We start from the raw sequence: 20,033 nt of genomic DNA on the forward strand, positions 1-20,033 counted from the left end.
GTCAGCGACGGCGACCCGGCCCGGTCGCGGCGATCCGCACCTCCTCCTCGATCGCCCGGGCGAGCCGCGCCGTGAACGCCGCCGGCTCGTCGGCGGCGTCGGGATGTTCCGGCACGATCCGGTCGACCGCGCCGGCGTCGGCGAGGTCCGTGGCGCGCACCTGCTGCGCCGCCACGACCTCGGCGGCCCGGTCGGGTGTCCCGTGCACGATCGCGCTCGCGCCCTCCGGCGGCAGCGGGGTCAGCCAGGCGTGCCCGGCCGCGATCCGGCGCCGCGCCCCGAACAGCGCCAGCGCCGCGCCGCCCGATCCCTGACCTGCGAGCACCGACACGCTCGGTACCGGCAGGTCCGCGAGCTCGGCCAGGCAGCGCGCGATCTCACCGGCCAGTGCGCCGTTCTCGGCGTCGGCGCTCAGCTCGCCGCCGCCGGTGTCGACCACCGTGACGAGCGGGAGCTGCAGCTCGCGGGCCAGTGCGAAGCCGCGCCGGGCGACCCGCAGATCGGCGGGCCCCGGTGGCCGCTCGGCCGCGCGGTCCTGACCGACGAGGACGCACGGCGTGCTCCCGATCCGGGCCAGGTACAGCACGGTCGCGGCCGCGATCTCGCCGGCGCCGGTGCCGTGCAGCGGGACGACGTCGCCCGCCTCGCGGTCCAGCAGCTCGCGCACCCCGGGCCGGTCCGGCCGCCGGGTGGCGGTGATCGACGCCCAGGCGTCCGGTGCGGGGCCGCCGTGCGGCTCCGGGGACGGGGGTGCGGCCGGGGCGACCGTCGGCCGCCGCTCGACGACGGCGAGCAGCGCGTCCAGCAGCCGGGCGAGCCCGTCGACCCCGGTGACGGCGTCGACGATCCCGCGCGCGGCCAGGTTCTCGGACCGCTGCACGTCCGGGGGGAAGTCCGTGCCGTGCAGCGCCCGGTACACCTTCGGGCCGAGGAAGCCGACCAGCGCACCCGGCTCGGCGGTCGTGACGGTGCCGAGCGACCCCCAGGACGCGAACGCCCCGCCGGTCGCCGGGTGCCGCAGGTGGACGACGACCGGCAGCCCGGCCCGGCGGTGCGCGGCGACCCGGTCCGCGATCGTGATCATCTCGAGGAACGCGGGCGTCCCCTCCTGCATCCGGGTGCCACCGGAGGCCGGGGAGAGCAGCAGCGGCAGGCGCTCGTCGGTGGCCCGCTCTACGGCCGCGACGAGCCGCCGGGCCGCGGTGGACCCGACCGAACCGGCGAGGAAGCCGAACTCGCTGACGGCGACGGCCAGCCGCCGTCCCCCGACCCGGCCCTCGCCGCTGACCAGCGACTCGTCGGTCCCGGCCGCGTCGCGGGCGGCGGCGAGCTCGCGGCGGTAGCGGGCGTCCGCACCGGCGGGCGGCGTGGCGGGCGCGTCCCACGACCGGAACGACCCGGCGTCGAGGACGGTCGCGAGCAGCTGCGCCGAGCCGGGGACGGCCCGGGCCGGGGCGCTCACCGCGGGCCGCCCGCGAGCTCGGCACGGACCGCGTCGCCGTGCTGGTCGAGCACCGGGGCGGCGGCGTGCCCGGAGGGGGAGGTCTCGTCGCCGTCCGGTCCGAAGAACCGCAGCGGCGGGCCGGGCACGGTCAGTGCCCCCAGCGACGCGTGCTCGACCTCCATCAGCAGGCCCTGGCTGCGGGTCTGCTCCCAGGCGTAGACCTCGTCGATCGAGCGGATCCGCCCGGCCGGGACACCGGCCCTGGCCAGCCGGGCGAGCGTCGCGTCCGCGGTGTCGCCGGCGAACGCGTCCTCGACGGTCGTCCGCACCAGGTCGGGGTGCCCGACCCGCTCGGGGTTGGTGCTCATGCCCTCCGCGTCGGGATCGAGACCGAACTCCGCGCACAGCCGGTGCCACAGTCCCTCCGACCCGCAGGACAGCTGCACGGCGCCCTCGCCGCAGCGGAACATCCCGTACGGCGAGATCGACGGGTGGTGGTTGCCGCGGGCCTGCCCGGCGGTCCCGGCGACCGTCCAGGCGGTGCCCTGGAACCCGTGCACCCCGACGACGGCCGACAGCAGCGAGGAGCGCACGACCTGCCCGGCGCCGGTGGACTCCCGTTCGTGCAGCGCCGCGAGCACCCCGTACGCGCCGTACATGCCGGCGAGGATGTCGGCGATCGGGACGCCGACGCGCTGCGGGTCGTCCGGGCCGGAGCCGGTGACCGACATGAGCCCGGCCTCGCCCTGCGCGATCTGGTCGTAGCCGGAGCGGTGTGCCTCCGGCCCGTCGTGACCGAACCCGGTGATCGACAGGACGACGAGGCGCGGGTTGAGCGCGAACAGCTCGTCGGTGCCGAAGCCCAGCCGGTCCAGGACGCCGACCCGGAAGTTCTCGACCAGCACGTCGGCGCGGCGGACCAGCTCGCGCAGGGCGGCGCGGCCGTCGTCGGACTTGAGGTCGAGCGCGACGGACTCCTTGTTCCGGTTCGCCGACAGGAAGTAGGTCGACTCCCGGGCGCCCTCGTCGCCGACGAACGGCGGCCCCCAGCCACGGGTGTCGTCCCCGGCGACCGGGTTCTCGATCTTGATCACCCGGGCGCCGAGGTCGCCGAGCATCATCGTGGCGTGCGGTCCGGCGAGTGCCCGGCTGAGGTCGACGACCAGGACGTCGTGCAGCGGGCCGGTGGCGGGGCGGGCCATGGGGGCTCCTTCCGAGGGGGACGGCGGGTTCAGGCGGTGGGCAGGACGAGCAGCGCCCAGCTGACGAGCGGGGCGAGCACGACGAGGGACATCCCCCAGGTCATGAGTCCGCGGAAGACCGCGTCACGGCGCTCCTCCGCGGAGTTGGCGACGACGAGCGCGCCGTTGGTGGAGAACGGGCTGGAGTCGACGACCGACGACGAGATCGCCAGCGCCGCGATCAGCCCGGTCGCCGACACCTGACCGGCGGCCAGGAACGGCACGGCCAGCGGGATGAGCGCCCCGAGGATGCCGGTGGTGGAGGCGAACGCCGACACGACGGCGCCGATGAGACAGATCAGCAGCGCGGCGAGCAGCGGGGCGCCGATCCCGGCGACGCCGGCGCCGAGCCGGTCGATCGTGCCGGTGCGCTCCAGCAACGCGACGTAGGTGACGATCCCGCCGATCAGCAGGACGGTGCTCCAGCTGATCTCGTGCACGGCCCCCGCGCTGGTCCGTGGGAAAGCGAGGGTGAGCAGCACCGCGACGGTCACCGCCACGAACCCGACGTCCAGGTCGAGCACCAGCGAGCCGAGGATCAGCCCGAGCAGCCCGGTCAGGGTGGCGACGCCCTCGCGGCCCAGCCGCGGCGCGGTGTCGGTGGCCGGCTCGGTGGTGGCGGTCGCGGCCGCGGCGCGGGTCGGCCCGCTCCCGGCGAGTGCGTGCGGCGGGACCGGCCGGTGGGTGGCGGCCCGGGACGCGGAGACGGCCTCGCCGCCGAGCTCGTCGAGATCGGCGCTGCCGGCGCCGCGGGCCAGCCGCAGGCCGCCGAGGACCAGGAAGGCCAGCACGCCGAGCACGGCGTTGAACCCGAACGTCGCGAGGAAGAGCACGGTCGGGTCGGCGGCGATCCCGTTGCGGGCGACGACGCCGTTGACGATCCCGCCGAAGATCCCGATCGGCGAGAAGCTCCCGGCCGAGGCGCCCTGCACGACCATGACGCCCATCAGCATCGGCGAGATCCGGTGCCGGTGCGCGAACCCGAGCGCGACCGGCGCGATGATCGCGACGGCGGCCGGTGACGCGGCGCCCGCGGCGGTGACGGCCGCGCAGACGACGAACATCACCCAGGGGATCAGCGCGGTGCGGCCGCCGACCAGCCGGACCGCGCGGGCGACCAGCCAGTCGACGGTGCCGTTCCGTTTCGCGATCGCGAACAGGTAGGTGACCCCGACCAGGATCACGAACAGGTCCCCGGGGAACCCGGCGAGCAGCTCGTCGGTGGACTCGCCGACGACGAACGTGCCGACGACGAACGTGGCGACCAGGGCGACGGCGCCCATGTTGACCGGGCGCAGGGTGGCGACCAGGAAGACGCAGACGAGCACGAGCAGGGCGATGAGATCCGGTGGCATCGCGGGAACCTCCAGGTCGGCGGTGACCTCGGCGGGACGTGGTGGACGGAGCGGACGACCAGGTGGCGCAGGAGAGCAGTGGAACAGTGGAGCAGTGGACTGGCCACTGGCCCAGTGGACTATCCACCTCCGGTAGGGTGCTGTCAACCACGAACGGAGGTGGCCCGTGATCCGGGAGTCCGCACGGTCACTGCAGCCGCTGGCCCGCCCGCGCCTGTACGAGCAGCTCGTCGAGCGGCTCCTCGACCACATGACCGAGCAGGGGCTCGGCTCCGGCGACCGGCTCCCGGCCGAGCGCGAGCTGGCCGGGTTGCTCGGGGTGTCGCGGGCGTCGGTGGTGCAGGCACTCGTCGCGCTGGAGGTCCAGGGCGTGATCGACGTCCGGCACGGCGACGGCGCGGTGATCCGCGAGGTGCCCGCCGACCGGCAGGTGCTGCACGCGCTGCGGGCCCGCCGGCACCGGCTGCGCGAGGTGATCGAGGCGCGTCAGGCGCTCGAGGTGCGGATCGCGGCGCTCGCCGCCCGGCGCCGCACCGACGCCGACCTCGCCCGGATCGACGAGGCGGTGGCGGCGATGGCCGCCGACGTCGACGGCGGCGGGCGCGGCGTGCGCGGTGACGAGCAGTTCCACGCCGCGGTCACGACGGCGGCGCACTCCGGGCTGCTCGGCACGCTGATGGGCGAGATCTCCGAGCTGATCCGCGAGTCGCGGATCGAGTCGCTCAGCCAGCCCGGCCGCCCGGCCGAGTCGCTCGCCGCGCACCGGCTGGTGGTCGAGGCGATCCGCGCGCAGGACGCCGACGCCGCGGCCCGGACGATGGCCGAGCACATCGACGCCGTCTCCGACGTGGCGCTGCTGCAGGACCCGGACTGACCCGGGCCGGGTCGCTCAGACCCGGAACCCCAGCGCGGACCGCTCGCCGCGGCGGAGCGCGGCCACGTGCTCGTCGACGGTGGTCAGCCCGTGCAGCTCCTCGCCGCGCCGCATCGCCGCGACCAGCGCCGTCTCCGCCCGCTCGATCTCCTCGGCCGTGTCCACGATCCCCGCGAGCCGGTCGGGCGGGGCGACGAGCAGGCCGTCGTCGTCGCCGCACACGACGTCGCCGGGGGCCACGACGATCCCGCCGAACGCGACCGGCTCGTCGACGGTGCCCGGGTCCTGCACCGACCCGGACGCCGGGCAGGTCCCGCGGGCGAACACCGGCAGACCGATCGCGCGCAGGCCGCGGACGTCGCGCACCAGCCCGTCGACGACGATCCCGGCCAGCCCGCGCCGCCGCGCCTCGGTGGCGAACAGCTCGCCGGCCACCGCGCGGGTGCCGCCGGCCCCGGCGACGACCAGCACCGATCCCTCGGCGGCGGCCCGCAGTGCGGCGAACATCGGCAGGTGGTCGTCCACGCAGCTCACGGTGACGGCCGGGCCGGCCAGGGAGGTCCCGGGCAGTAGGGCGTGGATCGCCGGATCCACCACGGGCAGCGACTTGTCGGCGTCGCACAGCGAGGACACCTGCAGCGCGCGGAGCCGGTCCAGGAGCTCGGTCATGATCGCCATCATCGCGCACCTACCCCGCGAGCGGGCTCCTGCGCGCCGCGGCGAGCTCCGAGCGGCGGACCTTCCCGGCGTCGTCGCGCAGCGGATGGTCGACGAGCTCGTACCCGCGCGGGTTCTTGGCGCGGCCGAGCCGCTGCGCGCAGTGCTCCCGCAGCCGGTCCTCCAGGCCGGGACGGGCCCCGGCCGCAGGCTGGACGATCGCGTGCACGATCCGGCCGTAGTCGACGTCGGGCAGCCCGACGACGACGGCGTCCCGCACGTCCGGGTGCGCGACGAGCGCCGCCTCCACCTCGGCCGGGTACACGTTGGCGCCCCCGACGAGGATCATGTCCGAGCGCCGGTCGGCGAGGTACAGGTAGCCGTCGGCGTCGAGGGCCCCCATGTCGCCCAGCGACTCCCAGCCGTCCCGCTCGCGCGGGGTCGCACCGAGGTAGTGGTACGTCGGCGTCCCGCCGGAGCGCATCCAGATCTCGCCCGTCGCGCCGGGGCCGAGCTCGCGGCCGTCGTCGTCGCAGACCTTCATCTCGCCACGGGTGACCCGCCCGACGGAGCCGGGGTGCGCCAGCCACTCGCGGCCGTCGATCAGGGTGCCGGCCTGGGACTCGGTGCCGGAGTAGAGCTCGATCACGGTCTCCGGGCCGACCCGCTCCAGCCAACCGCGCTTGACCTCCGGCGGGCAGGGCGCGCCCACGTGCAGCACGGTGCGCAGGCTGCCGAGGTCGGCGTCGTCCCAGTGCTCCGGCGGCAGGCGCAGCATCCGGCCCATCATCGTCGGGACGACGTAGAGCCAGGTCACGCCGTGCTCGCCGACCAGCTCCAGGGTGCGGGCCGCGTCGAACCGCTGCATCAGCACGACGTGGTGGCCCTGCAGCAACGCCATCAGCGCGAACATGTAGGGCGCGTTGTGGTGCAGCGGCGCGGTGCAGAGCATGACGCCGTCGCGGTCGATCCGCAGCCCGTCGACCCGGGCCAGCGCCTGCTCGACGCAGGCCGCCTGACCGGCGACGATCAGCTTCGGCCGCCCGGTCGAGCCGCCCGAGGTCGGCGCCTTCCAGGACGGCCCGACGACGTCGGGCAGCGGGCCGTCGTCGTGGCCGTCGCCGGTGATCCCGGACGCCGCGTCGACGACGAGCGCGGGCCGCCCGACCGCGAGCACCGCGTCGCGCTCGGCGTCGGGCAGCGCCGCGGACAGCGGCTGGGGCACCGCGCCGAGCTTCCACGCCGCGACCGAGCACTCCAGGTGCCGCACGGTGTTCGGCAGCGCGATCGACACCAGGTCGCCGCGGGTGACGCCGCGCTCGGCGAAGGCGCGGGCCAGCCGGTTCGTGCGGGCGTCGAACTCCGACCGGGTCAGCACCGTGTCGCCGTCGGAGGCCAGCGGCGCGTCCGGCGCGGCGGCGACGAGCTCGCGCAGCCGGGCGGCCAGCGGCGTCGACCCGGCGGCGATCACGGGTTCGGGGAACAGCGGTGTCACGACGTCCTCTCCGTGGTGGTGGTGACGCCCGCGGGCACCTCGTCCGGGACCGGCCCGCGGGCCAGCACGAAGCGCGCGGCGAACAGCGAGACCAGCACGATGACCAGCGAGTAGACGACGACCGGCACGATCGACCCGGTCACGGCGAGCAGCGACTGCCCGATCAGCGGTGCGGTCCCGCCGAACAGCGTCCCGGCGAGCGCGTAGGACAGCGAGATCGCGGTGTAGCGCATCCGCGCCGGGAACGCCTCGGCCAGCATCCCGGCCAGGATCGCGTAGTACATGGTGTGCGGCAGGGTCGCGAGGGCCATGCCGAGCGCGGCGAGCGCGAAGTTCCCGGTGGAGATCAGCGCGAACATCAGCGGGAACAGCGGGAGCTCGATCAGCAGCAGCACGGTCACGACCTTGCGCGGGTTCCACCAGGTCGCCATGAACGCACCGAGCGGCTGCGTGCAGAACTGCACGAACGAGCTGATCAGCACGACGTTGAGGAACACCTGACGGTCGAACCCGAGGTCGTTGACGGCCCACGCCAGCGCGAACGTGTTCTTGAAGTAGGCGGCCGCGGCGACCAGCGCGCACGCCCCGACGGCGACGACGACCATCCCGGCCCGCTCCCGGAACAGGTCGGCGAGCGGGAACCGCGACGTCCGCCCGGTGGAGCGCAGCGCGACGAGCTCCGGGCTCTCCTCGATCCGCAGCCGGATCACCAGCCCGACGACGACCAGCGCCGCCGACACCAGGAACGGCACCCGCCAGCCCCAGGACAGGAACGCCTCCTCCGGCAGCATCGCGGCCAGCGCGAACGACCCGGTGGCGAGCATCTGCCCGGCCGGGCTGCCCTGCTGGGCGAACGCGCCGTAGAGGATCCGTTTGCCCTTCGACGCGTGCTCCGAGGCGATCAGCACCGCCCCGCCCCACTCGCCGCCGACGGCGAGGCCCTGCACCAGCCGGGCCACGACGAGCAGCACCGGCGCCATCACGCCGATCGAGGCGTAGGTCGGGAGCAGGCCGATCGCGAGGGTCGAGACGCCCATCAGCAGCAGTGTCGCCACCAGCGCGTTCTTGCGGCCGAGCCGGTCACCGAGGTGGCCGAAGACGATCCCGCCGATCGGCCGCGCGAGGAAGCCGACCCAGAACGTCGCGAACGACGCCAGCACCCCGGCGGCCGGCGAGGCGTTCGGGAAGAACAGCGGTCCGAGCACCAGCGCCGCGGCGGTGCCGTAGATGTAGAAGTCGTACCACTCGATGGTCGTACCGACGAACGAGGCGATCCCCGCCTTCCGGCGCATGGCCGGTGTGCTCGTGCTCATCGCGTGCCCCCTTGCACTGGGATGCTGCACCCTGGGCCGGTGCCGCGGGCCACACCGGCCGCGATCACCGCGACGCAACCGTAGAACGTCATTCGGTCGTCGTCGGGACTTTCTGGGTTCCCATTCTGTCGTCGGACCGACATGGTGTACCGATGGAGCTGCGCCAGCTGGAGTCGTTCGTGGTGGTCGCCGAGGAGCTGCACTTCGGCCGGGCCGCCGCCCGGCTGCAGGTGTCCGGGCCACCGCTGTCCCAGCAGATCCGCCGCCTGGAACGCGAGGTCGGTACGGCGCTGTTCGACCGGCACACCCGGGCCGTCGCGCTCACCCCCGCGGGCGAGGCGTTCCTCCCGCTCGCGCGCCGCGCCATCGCCGCCGCGGGGGAGGCCGTGACCGCGGCCCGGCAGGCCGCCGACGGCGGCACCGGCACGGTGCGGCTCGGGTTCGCCGGGCCCAGCTCCAACCGGTGGCTGTACGCGACCGCCCGCCGGTTCCGCGAGCGCCACCCGCTCGCCCGGCTGGCGCTGTCCACCGGCCGGTTCTCCGGGGAGCTGGCCGAGGACCTGCGCGCCGACCGGATCGACGCCGCGCTGATCCGCACCCCCGTCGACGACGAGGGCCTCGTCGTCCACGAGCTGGCCCGCCAACGGCTGATGGCGGCACTGCCCGACGAGCATCCGCTGGCCGGGCGGGACGTGCTGGACCTCGCCGAGCTGGCCCACGAGCGGTTCGTCGCCTACCCGTCGGCGCGGATGGCGCTGATGCGCACCGCCGTCGACGCCGCCTGCCTGCGCGCCGGGTTCATGCCCCGGATCGAGCAGGAGGCGCCGGAGACGCACACCCTGCTGTCGCTGGTCGGCGCCGGCGTGGGCGTGGGTCTCGCCCTCGACGCCACCGCCGACCTGCGCACGCCCGGGGTGGTGCTGGTCGAGCTGGCGGACCCGCCGCTGGTGGCGCTGGCGCTGGCGTGGAAGCGGGAGGGGTCGAACCCGGTGCTCCCGGCGCTGCTCGACGCGGCGGGAGTTCGTGCATGATCGGCACATGACCGACCTGACCGGACTGCACGCCGTCGTCACCGGAGGGAACGGGGGCATCGGCCTGGCGCTGGCCACCGGTATCGCGCGGGCCGGCGGATCCATCACGATCTGGGCCCGGGACACCGCGAAGTCGGCGGCGGCCGTCGACGGATTGCAGGGGATCGGCGCGACCGCCCGCGCCGTCACCTGCGACGTCGCCGACGAAGCGTCGGTCGGGCGGGCGATGGCGGAGACGGTGGAGCGCGGCGGGCCGCTCGGCTGCGTCGTCGCGAACGCCGGGACCACCGACGCGCGGCCGATCACCGACACCACGCTGGAGGACTGGCGCCGGGTCACCGCGACCAACCTGGACGGCGCGTTCCTCACCTGCCGTGAGGGTGCCCGGCGGTTCGTCGAACAGGGCACCGGCGGCTCGATGATCCTGGTGTCGTCCATGGTGTCCCGCTACGGCGCCCGCGGCCAGGCCGCCTACGCCGCCAGCAAGACCGGCATGCTCGGGCTCTCCCGCACGCTCGCCGTCGAGCTGGCGCGGCACCGGGTGCGGGTCAACGCCGTCGTCCCGGGCTGGACGCGGACCGCACTGGCCGCCCCCGCCCACGACGACGACCGGTTCCGCGCCGCCACCACCGCGCGGACGCCGGTGCGGCGCTGGGCCGAGCCGGACGAGTTCGAGCGCGTGGGCGCCTACCTCGCCGACCCGGCCCAGACCTTCCACACCGGCGACGAGATGGTCGTCGACGGCGGCTACTCGGTGTTCTGAGCCCGGCCGGCCCGACACGCCGGACGTCGCGACACGCCGGTCACGACATCACCCCGCCGGGTGGTGCACTCCGCGCCCCGGAGCGCCGGAACGGTGACCCTGGGCGATCGGTGGCTGCGGCACCGAGACGCACCGTGTCGGGTGTCCTGGGAAACGCGGTCCGTGGCGACTCACACCCACTCTTTCGGTGTCACCGTCCCACTCATCACTCGACCGGGTCGCAGCCGTATCTCCGGCTGCGACCGGCTGCCTACCGTCCGCAATGTCGTGACGCACAGGCGTCCCGATGGTGCTCACACGGCACGTCCGTCCCACCGGACACGATCGGGGAGAAAGATCATGCGCAGGAAACTCGCGGTCACCGGCGCCGCAGTCGTCGCGACACTCGTCGCGTTCAGCCCGCTGGCGTCGGCCGCACCGGCCGACGAGTGGGACGGCGACGGCGACTCGTTCGTCCAGGACGTCGGCAACACCCGGGGCGACCAGTTCGGCCTGGTGAACCTCGACGACGTCAACGTCCTCAACAACGCCAACGTCTGCCCGGGCGTCAACGCCGCGGTCGGCAACGTGCTCGGCATCCTCGGCGGAGGCGCCGCGCAGAACAAGGGGAACCCGACCAGCTGCGACTGACCCGCCGGTCGGAGTACCGGCACGCGTTCCGCCCCGCACCCCGCCGCCACGGGGCGCGGGGCGGATCCGTGTCGGGACCGGTCAGTGGAAGACGTAGTCGGCCGGCTCGACCCGCTTCGTGCGCGCGTCGTAGTCCCGCATGTAGCCGGGCCAGTTGGTGACGATCCGGCCCGAGTCGTCGCGGTACCAGGAGTCGCACCGCAGCCAGGCCGTACCGCCGAACCGGGCCTGGATCTCCTCGTCGTAGGCGCGCTCGACGTCGGCCCGCACCTCGACCCCGCTCGACCCGCGGCGTGCGGCCTCCTGCAGCGCCTCGCGCACGTACCGGGCCTGGTGCTCCAGGTAGCGGACGATGGAGCCGCCCGAGGTGTTCGTGTTCGGTCCGTAGAGGACGAACAGCGACGGGAACCCGGGCACGGTCATCCCCAGGTAGGCGTGGGCGCCGTCGGCCCACTCGTCGGTCATGGACCGTCCACCGGGGCCGGTGATCTCCATCGGGAACATGAAGTCGGTGGCCGCGAACCCGGTGCCCCAGATGATCGTGTCGACCTCGTGCAGCCGCCCGTCGCCGGTGCGGACGCCCTCGGGGACGATCTCGGTGACCCGCTCCGTCTCGAGCGTGACGTTGTCCCGCTGCAGCGCGGGCAGCCAGTGCGAGCTGAACAGGATCCGCTTGCAGCCGAACGTGTAGTCCGGCCACGCCCTGCGCCGGACCTCCGGGTCGCGCAGCTGCATCCGCATGAACAGCGTCGAGTAGAGCCTGCCGAGCCGGCCCCAGGTCGACGGGTGCCGGATCATCAGCGTCAGCGACTCGCAGTACTCGGTGATGAACCGCCGCCGCCAGCGCCGCAGCGCGGGGATCCGCCGGATCGCGCCCTGCCACCAGGCGGGGAAGCGCCGGTTGCGGCGCGGCAGGAACCAGTTCCCGGACCGCTGGAAGACGGTCATGTGCCCGACCTCGGGAGCGATCGCCGGCACGAACTGCACCGCGCTGGCCCCCGTCCCGATGACGGCGACGCGGCGGCCCCGCAGGTCGTGGTCGTGGTCCCAGCGTGCCGAGTGGAAGGTGTGCCCGGCGAACGAGTCCTTGCCGGGGATGCCGGGGGTGACCGGGGTGTTGAGCTGGCCGGTCGCGACGATCAGCACGTCGACCGTCCACGTGCGGCCGCCCTCGGCGACGACCGTCCACGGCCCGTCGGCGTCCGGCCGGTCCGCCGAGACGATCCGGGTGCCGGTCTCGATCAGGTCGTCGACGCCGAACTCCTTCGCCACGTCCTGCAGGTAGGCGAGGATCTCCGGCTGCGGGGAGCACAGCCGTGACCAGTCGCTGCGCTGCGCGAACGAGAACGAGTAGAGGTGGCTCGGCACGTCGCAGGCCGCACCCGGGTAGGTGTTGTGCAGCCACGTGCCGCCGAGCCCGGGCGCGGCGTCCACGATCGACACGTCGCGGATGCCGTGGGCGCGCAGCTCGATCGCGGCGGCGATGCCGCCGAACCCGGCGCCGACGATGAGAACGCTCGGTGCGTGCATGGGACCTCCCTGTCGCCGCGATCACCGTAGCCGCGGATGGGCGGACCCCGGGTGCCCGTACCGGCCCCTGCGGGCCGCCGTCGCCCGGCCGTGTCCGTTTTCACCCTGCTGACCGCTGCGCCCGCCGCCCGGGCGGGAGCAGGGTGGAGACGAGCGGCCGGTTCGGGTGAGCCGGTCGGGAACGGAGCGGAACGATGGGTGTCGTCGTCGGTGTGGACGGATCGGACTCGGCCCTGGACGCCGTCCGGTGGGCCGCGCGGGAGGCCGCGGACCGGCACGCGGACCTGCTGCTGGTGCACGCGTTCGACGTCGCGGGGCTCTACGCGGACGCGGCCGTCGCACCCCTGCTCGACGACGTCGAGGAGCGGATGCGGGTCGAGGCCGAGGAGATCCTCGGGGCGGCCCGCGCCGTGGCGACCGAGACGGCGCCCGGGGTGACGGTGACGGCCCGGGAGGACCGCGGTGCGCCGGGCGCGGCGCTCGTCGAGGAGTCGCGGACGGCGTCGCTGCTGGTGCTCGGGTCGGCCGGGCGGGGTGCGGTCGGCAGCGCACTCGGCTCAGTGACACTGACGGTCGCCTCGCACGCGTCGTGCCCGCTGGTCGTGGTCCGCGGGAACACCGGCGCCGACGGCCCGGTGGTCGTCGGGGTGGACGGCGGCCCGCTGTCCGCGTCGGCCCTGGAGCACGCCTTCGCCGCAGCCTCCGCGCACGGCACCGGCCTCACCGCCCTCTACGCCTGGCACGACGGCCGGTCCCCGGCCCTGCGCGCGGCGGGCGCGTTCGACCGGTTGCGCGACGCCGAGGAGCGGTCGCTGGCCGAACGGCTCGCCGGGTGGTCGGAGCGCTACCCGGACGTCCCCGTCGAGCGCGTGATCGAGCGCTCCGAGCCGGGACGCGCGCTGGCCGACCGCAGCGAGGGCGCGCGACTGGTCGTCGTCGCCACCCGGGGGCGGGGCGGGTTCACCGGCCTGCTGCTCGGCTCGACCGGGCTGTCGCTGATCCAGCGCGCGGCCTGTCCGGTGATGCTGGTCGGCCCGTCGGCCCGGGACGACGGCTAGGAGCTGACGACCGGGTCCAGTGCGGCGGTGAGCGCGGCGACGGTGACGTCACCGCGGTAGCGCTCGCCGCGGACGTAGAGCGTCGGGGTGCCGCGGACGCCGCTGCGCACCGCCGCGTTGAACCCGGCCTCGACCCGGTCCTCGACGACCTGCGTCGCCGGCCAGACGACCCGCTCCGGCGGCACCCCGATCGCGGCGGCGTGCTCGCGCAGGTCGTCCTGGCGCAACCGTGGCGGTCCGGGGGCGAACAGCGAGGCGTGCATCTCCCAGAACCGGCCCTCCAGCCCCGCCATCTCGGCGGCCACCGCCGCGGCGAGGGCGTGCGGGTGCACCTCGTGCAGCGGGAAGTGCCGGAACGCGAACCGCAGCCGGTCACCGAACCGGGCGCGGACCTCGTCGATCACGGGGGCGGCGTCGCGGCAGTAGGGGCACTCGTAGTCGCCGTACTCGACCAGCGTGAGCTCGGCGTCCGGCGGACCCAGCACGTGGTCGTACGGTCCGAGGGGCGGGTCGAGCCTGCTCATGGACGGACCTCCGCGTTCCCTCGCCACCCGGCGGACGGCAGGATCCTCGCATGGCGGTCACCACCCTGGTCGAGCGCGGGGATCTCTCCGACGCGGCACGACGGTTCCTCGGCACGGAGTCGGGATCGGCGGTGCTGCTGGTCGGGGCCGCGGTGGCCGCCCTGGTCTGGGCCAACCTCGGCGACGGGTACGAGAGCTTCTGGCACACCTCGCTCGCCGTGCAGCTCGGCGGCACGGGGCTCGATCTCGACCTGCGGCACTGGGTCAACGACGGCCTGATGGTGCTGTTCTTCCTCTCGGTCGGCCTGGAGATCGCCCGCGAGACGACGCTCGGTGAGCTGCGCGGGTTCCGCGCGATCGCCGCGCCGGCGGCCGCCGCGGTCGGCGGGCTCGTCGTCCCCGCGCTGGTGTTCCTCGCCCTCAACTCTGGCAGCGAGGCCGCGAACGCCTGGGGCATCGCGATCTCGACCGACACCGCGGTGATGCTCGGCGTGCTCGCGCTGCTGGGGCCGCGCTGCCCGGACCAGCTGCGGGTCTTCCTGCTGGCGCTGGCGATCGTCGACGACATCGGCGCGGTGGCCGCGATCGCGCTGTTCTACACCGACGAGGTCGACGTGCTCGCCCTGCTGGTGGCGGTCGTGCTCCTGGTGGGGCTGCTCGCCCTGCGCTACGTGCGCTTCTGGCGGACGCCGTTCTACGCCGTCGTCGGGGTGCTGTGCTGGCTGGCGGTGCTGCGGTCCGGGGTGCACCCGAGCGTCGTCGGCGTCGCGCTGGGGTTGCTGGTCAACGCCTATGCCCCGCGCCGGGAGGACATGGCCGACGCGATGGCCGTCGGCAAGAACTTCCTGCTCGACCCGACGCCCGAGCGGGCCCGGACGGCGCGGATCGCCGCGGTCGGCGCGGTGTCGCCGAACGAGCGGCTGCAGCTGCGGATCCAGCCGTGGAGCAGCTACGTGATCGTCCCGTTGTTCGTGCTCGCCAACGCCGGGGTGGTGCTCGACGCCGAGACGCTGTCCGCGGCCGCCGGATCCCTGCTGACCTGGGGGATCGTGCTGGGGCTGGTGGTCGGCAAGCCGATCGGCGTCGCGGCGGGCACCTGGCTGGTGCTGCGCACCGGGATCGGGAAGGTCCCCGACACCCTGCGCTGGGGACAGCTGCTCGGCGGGTCGGCGCTGTCCGGGATCGGCTTCACGGTGGCGCTGTTCGTCACCGAGCTGGCCCTCGACGACGAGCTGCTGATCGCCGAGGCGAAGATCGGCATCCTGACCGGGTCGGTGCTGGCCGCGGTCGCGGGGTGGCTGGTGTTCCGGCTGGCGGGGGAGCGGGGCGGTCAGTGCTCGCCGAGCGGGTTGCCGACCCTGCCGCCGCGGCCCTGGCGCCCGGTCGACTGACCTACCGGCCGACCCGGACGTCGCCGTCCGCACCGGCGGTGAGGAAGGCCCGCAGCCGCTCGCCCTCCTCCAGTACGTCGTCGTTCTCGGCCCGGGTCAGCGCCCGCAACGGCCGCACCGACAGGCCGGCGTCGCCCACCGGGGTCCAGGTGGCGGCGACCCTGCCGTCGACCAGCACGAACCGGGCGCCGGTGACGCTGAGCCCGCGGTGCTCGTCGTCGATGATCCGGCTGCGGTCGTCGAACCCGAGGACGGCGTTGTCGAAGGCGGGCAGGAACCGCGGTGGTGCGGGGGTGTCCGGATCGGGCAGCGGGGCGTCGGGGAGGTCGAGCAGCTCGCGTCCGCGCTCGTCGCGGAAGGTCCGCAGGCCCGGCTTCACCCGTGCGACGACGGCGGGCAGCCCGGTCAGCCCGCACCAGGCGCGCAGGTCGGCGCTCGCCGCCGGTCCGAACGCGGCCAGGTACCGCCGCACCAGCTCCTCGGCGCGCGGTTCCGGATCGGGCTCGCGGCCCAGCCAGGCGTCCACCGTGGTCAGCCGGGCCGGGCCGGCGCCGTCCCAGGTGCCGCGCGGCGGGACCTGCACCAGCGGGACCACGGAGACGGCGGCGTCGGCGAGCGCCGCGTGACCGGCTCCGGGGAACCGGTCCGCCACTATCCGCGCGACCTCGCCGCCGGTGCGCGGGGCCTCGGCGAAGCACGGCCGGACGGCCGCGGCGAGCGTCTCCGGCGTCACCCCGGGCAGTTCCGCCTTCCGGGCGCCCCAGGTCCGCTGGGTGATCATCGGCTGGTGCAGTGCCCGGTGTGCCAGGCAGTCGGCGGCGGTGACCAGGTGCACCGTGCGGCGCATCAGCAGCGTGCGGACGAGTGCCCGCCCGGTCAGTGCCGCCGACGCCGGGACCGGGTCGAACGCCGCGATGCGCGACCACAGCCCCGTGTAGGGGGCGCCGGGTTCCTGGGCCTGCATCCCGCCCAGGTGCGCCACGACCCCGGCCGCGCCGGTCCCGGGCGGCCGCCGGTCCAGCAGGTGCTGGCGGGCCAGCGTGGCCCGGTTCAGCGCCCGCCGGTCCAGGACGGTCACGCGCCGAGCTCGGCCACGTCGCCGACGAACCGCAGATGGCGTCCCTCGTTCGACTCCCGGACCCAGTCCGCGACCGGGCCCGGCTCGGCCGTCCACCGGGACACGTCGCCGACCACGGCGAGCCGGACGCCGTACTGCGCGAACTTCTGCGTGATCGCACCGGCGAGCCCGCTGCGGAGCCGGAAGAACTCCGGGTCGAGACGCTCCACCGGGACGGCGACCAGGTCCGCGCCGTGCCCGAACGCCTCGCCGAGGACGTCGATCGCGTCGGCCTCGGAGGCGATCACCGGGCCGTCGGCGGGCAGGGTCAGGACCGTGGTCATGATGGGAGCACAGCAGGTCCGCAGCTCTGCGGCAACGGGGTTGCGGCGTCCGTGGAACCACGGAGGCGGCCACGCAGGCGCGCGTCCACGGTGGAGGTCATGACACTGCGCGACACCGCGACCGTGCTCGCCGCCGGCATCGCCGCGGCGGGCGCCACCTGGTACCTGGTCGGCGACCGGAGCAGCGCCGGGGCGTTCCCCGACGACCGGATCGTCGCACCGCCGCCGCCCCTCCCGCCGGTCGCCGGGCACGTCGCGGGGATCGGCGTGCTGGTGCTGCTCGGCGTGCTGCTCGTCGCGATCGTGCGACGGCGGCGGGAGACCGGCCCGGCCGTGCCGGGGGCCACGGCGCTGCTCGTCGTCGCCGGGGTGCTGGCCGGCCTGTCGTGGCGGGTCGTGACGGCCGCGACGATCGGCGCGAACATCGGCGGCGGGCTCGCGCTCATGATCGTCCTTCCGCTGGCGGGGATCCTGGTGCTGGTGGCGGTCGGCGTGCTCGTCGCCGGTGCGGTCCGTCGTCGCCGGCCCCGCGCCGTCGCCGGTCCGGAGTAGCTCGCGGATCACAGGGCGACGCAGGCACGACCGGCATATCGTTGAGAGCACAACCAATGCGGGTCCTGCAACGAGGAGAGGTGCCACCGTGCGCGCCGTCGTGTTCGAGAAGTTCCAGACGTTCCCGGTCCTGACCGAGGTCGCGACGCCGGAGCCGGGGCCGGGCGAGGTCCTGTTGAAGGTCGCGGGAGCCGGCGCGTGCCACTCCGACGTCTCCGTCTACCGCGAGTTCGTCGAGGGCGCCCCCGGCTCGCAGCAGCCGCCCTTCGTGCTCGGTCACGAGACGTCGGGCTGGGTGGAGCGGATCGGGCCCGGGGTCTCCGGCGTGACCGAGGGCGCCGCGTACCTCGTCTACGGGCCGATCGGGTGCGGGACCTGCCGGATGTGCTCGAAGGGGCAGGACACCTACTGCGAGAACGCCGCGACCAACCCGTACGCCGCGATCGGCCTCGGCCGCGACGGCGGCATGGCCGAGTACGTGACCGTGCCCGCGCGCAACCTCGTCCCGCTCGGCGACGCCGACCCGATCGCGGCCGCGCCGCTCGCCGACGCCGCGCTCACCCCTTTCCACGCGATCCGCGCCGCACTGCCGCAGCTCGCGGGCGGGGGAAGGTTCGCACTGGTCATCGGCCTGGGCGGGCTGGGGCAGATCGCCGTGCAGATCCTCACCGCGCTCACCGGCGCCACCGTGATCGCGACCGACACGAAGCCCGACGCGATGGCCCGGGCCGCGGAGCGCGGCGCCGTCGTCGTCCCGGGTGGGGACGGTCAGGCCGAGCGGATCCGCGAGATCACCGGCGGTCGCGGGGTCGACGCCGCGTTCGACCTGGTCGGCGCCACCCCCACGCTGAAGCTCGCGCAGGCGTCGATGGCGGTCGGTGGCCGGCTCACCGTCGTCGGGATCGCCGGCGGCACCACCGAGTGGAACTTCTTCTCGACGCCCTACGAGTCGACGATCACCAACACCTACTGGGGCACGGTCGAGGACCTGCACGACGTCGTCGCGATGTACCGCCGCGGCCAGATCGTGCCGGACGTCGAGCGGTACTCGCTGGACGACGCCCTGGAGGCGTACCGGAAGCTGGAGTCGGGGGAGCTGACGGCCCGCGCGGTCGTCGTCCCGCACTCCTGACCACCGGCCCGTCGGGGAGCAGCACGCGCGTCGATAGGGTCGGCGCCGTGACCGTCCCGGACGCCCTGTCCGCCGTCGCCGGGACGCTCGGCTCCGGGGTGCTGCTGGTGGCGGCGCTCGTCCTGGTCGCCGAGGCGGGGCTGCTCGTCGGCGTCGTGCTCCCCGGGATCAGCGTGACCGTCGGGCTCGGCGTGCTGGCCGGTACCGGCACGGTGCCGGTGCCCGCCGCGGCCGTCGCCGCCGTGACCGCGTCGGTCGCGGGGCCCAGCCTCGGCTACTGGCGGGCCCGCCGGGCGGGCGTCCGGCCGCTGCACGACGACGCCCGGGTCCCGACACCCGCCCGCCGGGTCCTCCGGCTCGCCGAGTCCCGGCCCGCGGTGGCCGTCGCGGTCGGACAGTGGTTCGCGGTTGCCCGGACACTGGTGCCCAGGCTGGCCGGACACGTCCTGGGGTACCCGCGGTTCCTGCTGGTCAGCGTGCCGGTGGCGGCGGCGTGGTCGTCGGTGACGTTCACGCTCGGCACGCTGCTGGCCGCGGGGTCGGAGGCGGCGGCGCGGATCGTGTCGGTGCAGGAGATCGTGGCGTGGGCGCTGCTGGGGCTGCTCGTGGCCGCGGCGGCCTGGACCGCCGTCCGGATGGTGCGGGGTCGCCGGTAGTCCGAGGTGTCGTTCCCGTGCCCGCCCTCAGGACGGCGATCCGCCGGCGAACGGCGTCGCCCGCCACTGGTCGACGGCGGGGGCGAGGTACTCGGCCAGCACCGGCAGCTGCGGCACCAGCGCGAGCGTCGTGAGCGCCCGCAGCATGCCCACGGCGTTCACGAACGCCAGCACGTCGCGGTCCAGCGTGCGGACGCCGGCGCGGTGCGCGCCCCGGTCGTAGGCCTCCTCGAGGGCCGGTCCGAGTGCGGCCATGTCCCACTCGACCGGACCGAGGGTCACCAGCTCGAAGTCGGCGTACCGCATCCCCTCGACGCCGGCGAACACGTTGGCGGGCGGGCAGTCCCCGTGGATCGGCTGCAGCCCGGTCCCGGGGAACCGCTCCTCGAACACCGCCCGCGAGCCGACCGCCGGCTCCAGGACGGCCCACTCCCGGCGCGCCCGCTCCAGGTCGGCGGCCGGCAGGAGATCGGGACGGCTGCCGAGCCGGTCGAGCGCCTCGGTGACGAACCACGGCTCGGCAGCGGACAGGAACGACAGCGGCTCCGGGTAGTCGCGCATCGCGGCGTGCAGGGCCGGGACGCTCTCCGCGTTCGCGACGTAGTCCGGCTCGCCGCCGCGCTCCTCCTCGACGAACTGCCAGAACGTCATCGAGAACCCACCACGCTGCACCGGTTCGCGCGGGACGAGCGGGCTCGGTGGGATCACCGGGACACCCTGCGCGTCGAGCCACGCCGTCACCCCCAGCTCCGAGCGCTGCCGGCGCGCCACGGCCCCGAGGTCCGCCGGGTCCGGCAGCACGACGGGGACACGGACGACGACCGGTGCGGGATCCAGCCGGACGACGACGGAGAACAGGTCGTGCAGCACCGTCGCACCGTCGACGGCGAGCCCCAGCCCGCGGCCCGCTCCGACGGCGGCGTCGACGGCGGCGGACGTGCGGCGGGCGAGGTCGTCCGCGGTCGCGAAGTCGGTCACGGGGTGAT

The 20,033-nt window shown here is 75.0% G+C and carries 20 protein-coding genes; 9 read left to right on the forward strand and 11 right to left on the reverse strand.

Annotation, left to right across the window (positions count from 1 at the left end):
• Position 1: 1 nt before the first annotated feature.
• From PP1_RS23640 to PP1_RS23650, 3 genes are read right to left on the reverse strand one after another with little or no spacing between them, the layout of a single operon-like run.
• Entirely contained in the window at positions 2 to 1,462 is a 1,461-nt protein-coding gene (locus PP1_RS23640) for a carboxyl transferase domain-containing protein (protein WP_075314607.1), read from the reverse strand.
• Positions 1,459 to 2,646 (reverse strand): CaiB/BaiF CoA transferase family protein, encoded by a 1,188-nt coding sequence (locus PP1_RS23645; RefSeq protein WP_010237939.1) that lies wholly within the window; start codon positions 2,644 to 2,646, stop codon positions 1,459 to 1,461. The genes PP1_RS23640 and PP1_RS23645 overlap by 4 nt, the downstream gene beginning before the upstream one ends.
• Before the next feature lie 29 nt (positions 2,647 to 2,675).
• Positions 2,676 to 4,040, reverse strand: coding sequence for an SLC13 family permease (locus PP1_RS23650; protein WP_075314605.1), 1,365 nt, complete (start codon positions 4,038 to 4,040; stop codon positions 2,676 to 2,678).
• Between the two features lie 166 nt (positions 4,041 to 4,206).
• Between PP1_RS23650 and PP1_RS23655 the strand changes: the two genes are divergently transcribed.
• Positions 4,207 to 4,914, forward strand: coding sequence for a FadR/GntR family transcriptional regulator (locus tag PP1_RS23655; RefSeq protein ID WP_083697216.1), 708 nt, complete (start codon positions 4,207 to 4,209; stop codon positions 4,912 to 4,914).
• Between the two features lie 15 nt (positions 4,915 to 4,929).
• Here the strand turns inward: PP1_RS23655 and PP1_RS23660 are convergent, their stop codons facing one another.
• From PP1_RS23660 to PP1_RS23670, 3 genes are read right to left on the reverse strand one after another with little or no spacing between them, the layout of a single operon-like run.
• Positions 4,930 to 5,583 carry an RraA family protein gene (locus PP1_RS23660; protein WP_238591938.1) on the reverse strand — a complete coding sequence of 218 codons (654 nt, stop codon included), beginning with the start codon at positions 5,581 to 5,583 and terminating at the stop codon, positions 4,930 to 4,932.
• A gap of 19 nt (positions 5,584 to 5,602) precedes the next feature.
• Positions 5,603 to 7,066, reverse strand: a complete 1,464-nt coding sequence (locus tag PP1_RS23665; protein ID WP_010232970.1) for an AMP-binding protein — start codon at positions 7,064 to 7,066, stop codon at positions 5,603 to 5,605.
• Positions 7,063 to 8,379: an MFS transporter gene (locus PP1_RS23670; protein WP_050802427.1), complete on the reverse strand. Its 1,317-nt coding sequence runs from the start codon at positions 8,377 to 8,379 to the stop codon at positions 7,063 to 7,065. The genes PP1_RS23665 and PP1_RS23670 overlap by 4 nt, the downstream gene beginning before the upstream one ends.
• Before the next feature lie 152 nt (positions 8,380 to 8,531).
• Between PP1_RS23670 and PP1_RS23675 the strand changes: the two genes are divergently transcribed.
• The 3 genes from PP1_RS23675 to PP1_RS23685 all read left to right on the forward strand — a co-directional run bounded on the left by PP1_RS23675 (position 8,532) and on the right by PP1_RS23685 (position 10,803).
• Entirely contained in the window at positions 8,532 to 9,410 is an 879-nt protein-coding gene (locus PP1_RS23675) for a LysR family transcriptional regulator (RefSeq protein ID WP_060575105.1), read from the forward strand.
• Positions 9,411 to 9,417: 7 nt separating this feature from the next.
• Positions 9,418 to 10,173 carry an SDR family NAD(P)-dependent oxidoreductase gene (locus PP1_RS23680; protein WP_010228147.1) on the forward strand — a complete coding sequence of 252 codons (756 nt, stop codon included), beginning with the start codon at positions 9,418 to 9,420 and terminating at the stop codon, positions 10,171 to 10,173.
• Between the two features lie 339 nt (positions 10,174 to 10,512).
• Positions 10,513 to 10,803 carry a hypothetical protein gene (locus tag PP1_RS23685; protein WP_010228145.1) on the forward strand — a complete coding sequence of 97 codons (291 nt, stop codon included), beginning with the start codon at positions 10,513 to 10,515 and terminating at the stop codon, positions 10,801 to 10,803.
• An 81-nt stretch (positions 10,804 to 10,884) separates the two neighbouring features.
• Here the strand turns inward: PP1_RS23685 and PP1_RS23690 are convergent, their stop codons facing one another.
• Complete coding sequence (locus PP1_RS23690; RefSeq protein WP_010228144.1) at positions 10,885 to 12,333, reverse strand: flavin-containing monooxygenase; 1,449 nt, start codon at positions 12,331 to 12,333, stop codon at positions 10,885 to 10,887.
• Positions 12,334 to 12,527: 194 nt separating this feature from the next.
• On the opposite strand from PP1_RS23690, the gene PP1_RS23695 reads away from it, so the two are divergent.
• On the forward strand, positions 12,528 to 13,391 hold the full coding sequence (locus PP1_RS23695; protein ID WP_010228143.1) for a universal stress protein: 864 nt from the start codon (positions 12,528 to 12,530) through the stop codon (positions 13,389 to 13,391).
• Here the strand turns inward: PP1_RS23695 and PP1_RS23700 are convergent.
• Positions 13,388 to 13,915, reverse strand: a complete 528-nt coding sequence (locus PP1_RS23700) for a DsbA family protein (RefSeq protein WP_010228142.1) — start codon at positions 13,913 to 13,915, stop codon at positions 13,388 to 13,390. The genes PP1_RS23695 and PP1_RS23700 overlap by 4 nt on opposite strands.
• 50 nt (positions 13,916 to 13,965) lie before the next feature.
• Between PP1_RS23700 and nhaA the strand changes: the two genes are divergently transcribed.
• Positions 13,966 to 15,306, forward strand: a complete 1,341-nt coding sequence (gene nhaA, locus PP1_RS23705; protein ID WP_010228141.1) for a Na+/H+ antiporter NhaA — start codon at positions 13,966 to 13,968, stop codon at positions 15,304 to 15,306.
• Between the two features lies 1 nt (position 15,307).
• Here nhaA and PP1_RS23710 read toward each other — a convergent pair whose 3' ends face one another.
• Both PP1_RS23710 and PP1_RS23715 read right to left on the reverse strand, forming a co-directional pair.
• Entirely contained in the window at positions 15,308 to 16,384 is a 1,077-nt protein-coding gene (locus PP1_RS23710; protein WP_010228140.1) for a winged helix DNA-binding domain-containing protein, read from the reverse strand.
• Positions 16,381 to 16,707: a DUF4180 domain-containing protein gene (locus tag PP1_RS23715; RefSeq protein WP_010228139.1), complete on the reverse strand. Its 327-nt coding sequence runs from the start codon at positions 16,705 to 16,707 to the stop codon at positions 16,381 to 16,383. The genes PP1_RS23710 and PP1_RS23715 overlap by 4 nt, the downstream gene beginning before the upstream one ends.
• 99 nt (positions 16,708 to 16,806) lie before the next feature.
• Between PP1_RS23715 and PP1_RS23720 the strand changes: the two genes are divergently transcribed.
• The 3 genes from PP1_RS23720 (at position 16,807) to PP1_RS23730 (ending at position 19,047) form a co-directional block, all read left to right on the forward strand.
• Positions 16,807 to 17,259, forward strand: coding sequence for a hypothetical protein (locus tag PP1_RS23720; protein WP_139323941.1), 453 nt, complete (start codon positions 16,807 to 16,809; stop codon positions 17,257 to 17,259).
• Positions 17,260 to 17,347: 88 nt separating this feature from the next.
• Positions 17,348 to 18,391: an NAD(P)-dependent alcohol dehydrogenase gene (locus PP1_RS23725; protein WP_010228137.1), complete on the forward strand. Its 1,044-nt coding sequence runs from the start codon at positions 17,348 to 17,350 to the stop codon at positions 18,389 to 18,391.
• Between the two features lie 47 nt (positions 18,392 to 18,438).
• Positions 18,439 to 19,047 (forward strand): DedA family protein, encoded by a 609-nt coding sequence (locus PP1_RS23730; protein WP_010228136.1) that lies wholly within the window; start codon positions 18,439 to 18,441, stop codon positions 19,045 to 19,047.
• A 27-nt stretch (positions 19,048 to 19,074) separates the two neighbouring features.
• Here the strand turns inward: PP1_RS23730 and PP1_RS23735 are convergent, their stop codons facing one another.
• Positions 19,075 to 20,025: a phosphotransferase gene (locus PP1_RS23735; protein WP_010228135.1), complete on the reverse strand. Its 951-nt coding sequence runs from the start codon at positions 20,023 to 20,025 to the stop codon at positions 19,075 to 19,077.
• Positions 20,026 to 20,033 lie beyond the last annotated feature (8 nt).

Origin of the sequence: Pseudonocardia sp. P1 (assembly GCF_000178675.2) — a bacterium.
Classification (GTDB): Bacteria; Actinomycetota; Actinomycetes; order Mycobacteriales; family Pseudonocardiaceae; genus Pseudonocardia.

Excerpts from the sequence above, each read along its gene's own strand:
- PP1_RS23695 (WP_010228143.1), top strand. The coding sequence starts at position 12,528 with ATGGGTGTCGTCGTCGGTGTGGACGGATCGGACTCGGCCCTGGACGCC.
- PP1_RS23675 (WP_060575105.1), top strand. The coding sequence starts at position 8,532 with ATGGAGCTGCGCCAGCTGGAGTCGTTCGTGGTGGTCGCCGAGGAGCTG.
- PP1_RS23670 (WP_050802427.1), bottom strand. The coding sequence starts at position 8,379 with ATGAGCACGAGCACACCGGCCATGCGCCGGAAGGCGGGGATCGCCTCG.
- PP1_RS23700 (WP_010228142.1), bottom strand. The coding sequence starts at position 13,915 with ATGAGCAGGCTCGACCCGCCCCTCGGACCGTACGACCACGTGCTGGGT.
- PP1_RS23720 (WP_139323941.1), top strand. The coding sequence starts at position 16,807 with ATGACACTGCGCGACACCGCGACCGTGCTCGCCGCCGGCATCGCCGCG.
- PP1_RS23685 (WP_010228145.1), top strand. The coding sequence starts at position 10,513 with ATGCGCAGGAAACTCGCGGTCACCGGCGCCGCAGTCGTCGCGACACTC.
- PP1_RS23660 (WP_238591938.1), bottom strand. The coding sequence starts at position 5,583 with ATGACCGAGCTCCTGGACCGGCTCCGCGCGCTGCAGGTGTCCTCGCTG.
- PP1_RS23645 (WP_010237939.1), bottom strand. The coding sequence starts at position 2,646 with ATGGCCCGCCCCGCCACCGGCCCGCTGCACGACGTCCTGGTCGTCGAC.
- PP1_RS23715 (WP_010228139.1), bottom strand. The coding sequence starts at position 16,707 with ATGACCACGGTCCTGACCCTGCCCGCCGACGGCCCGGTGATCGCCTCC.
- PP1_RS23690 (WP_010228144.1), bottom strand. The coding sequence starts at position 12,333 with ATGCACGCACCGAGCGTTCTCATCGTCGGCGCCGGGTTCGGCGGCATC.
- PP1_RS23650 (WP_075314605.1), bottom strand. The coding sequence starts at position 4,040 with ATGCCACCGGATCTCATCGCCCTGCTCGTGCTCGTCTGCGTCTTCCTG.
- PP1_RS23680 (WP_010228147.1), top strand. The coding sequence starts at position 9,418 with ATGACCGACCTGACCGGACTGCACGCCGTCGTCACCGGAGGGAACGGG.
- nhaA (WP_010228141.1), top strand. The coding sequence starts at position 13,966 with ATGGCGGTCACCACCCTGGTCGAGCGCGGGGATCTCTCCGACGCGGCA.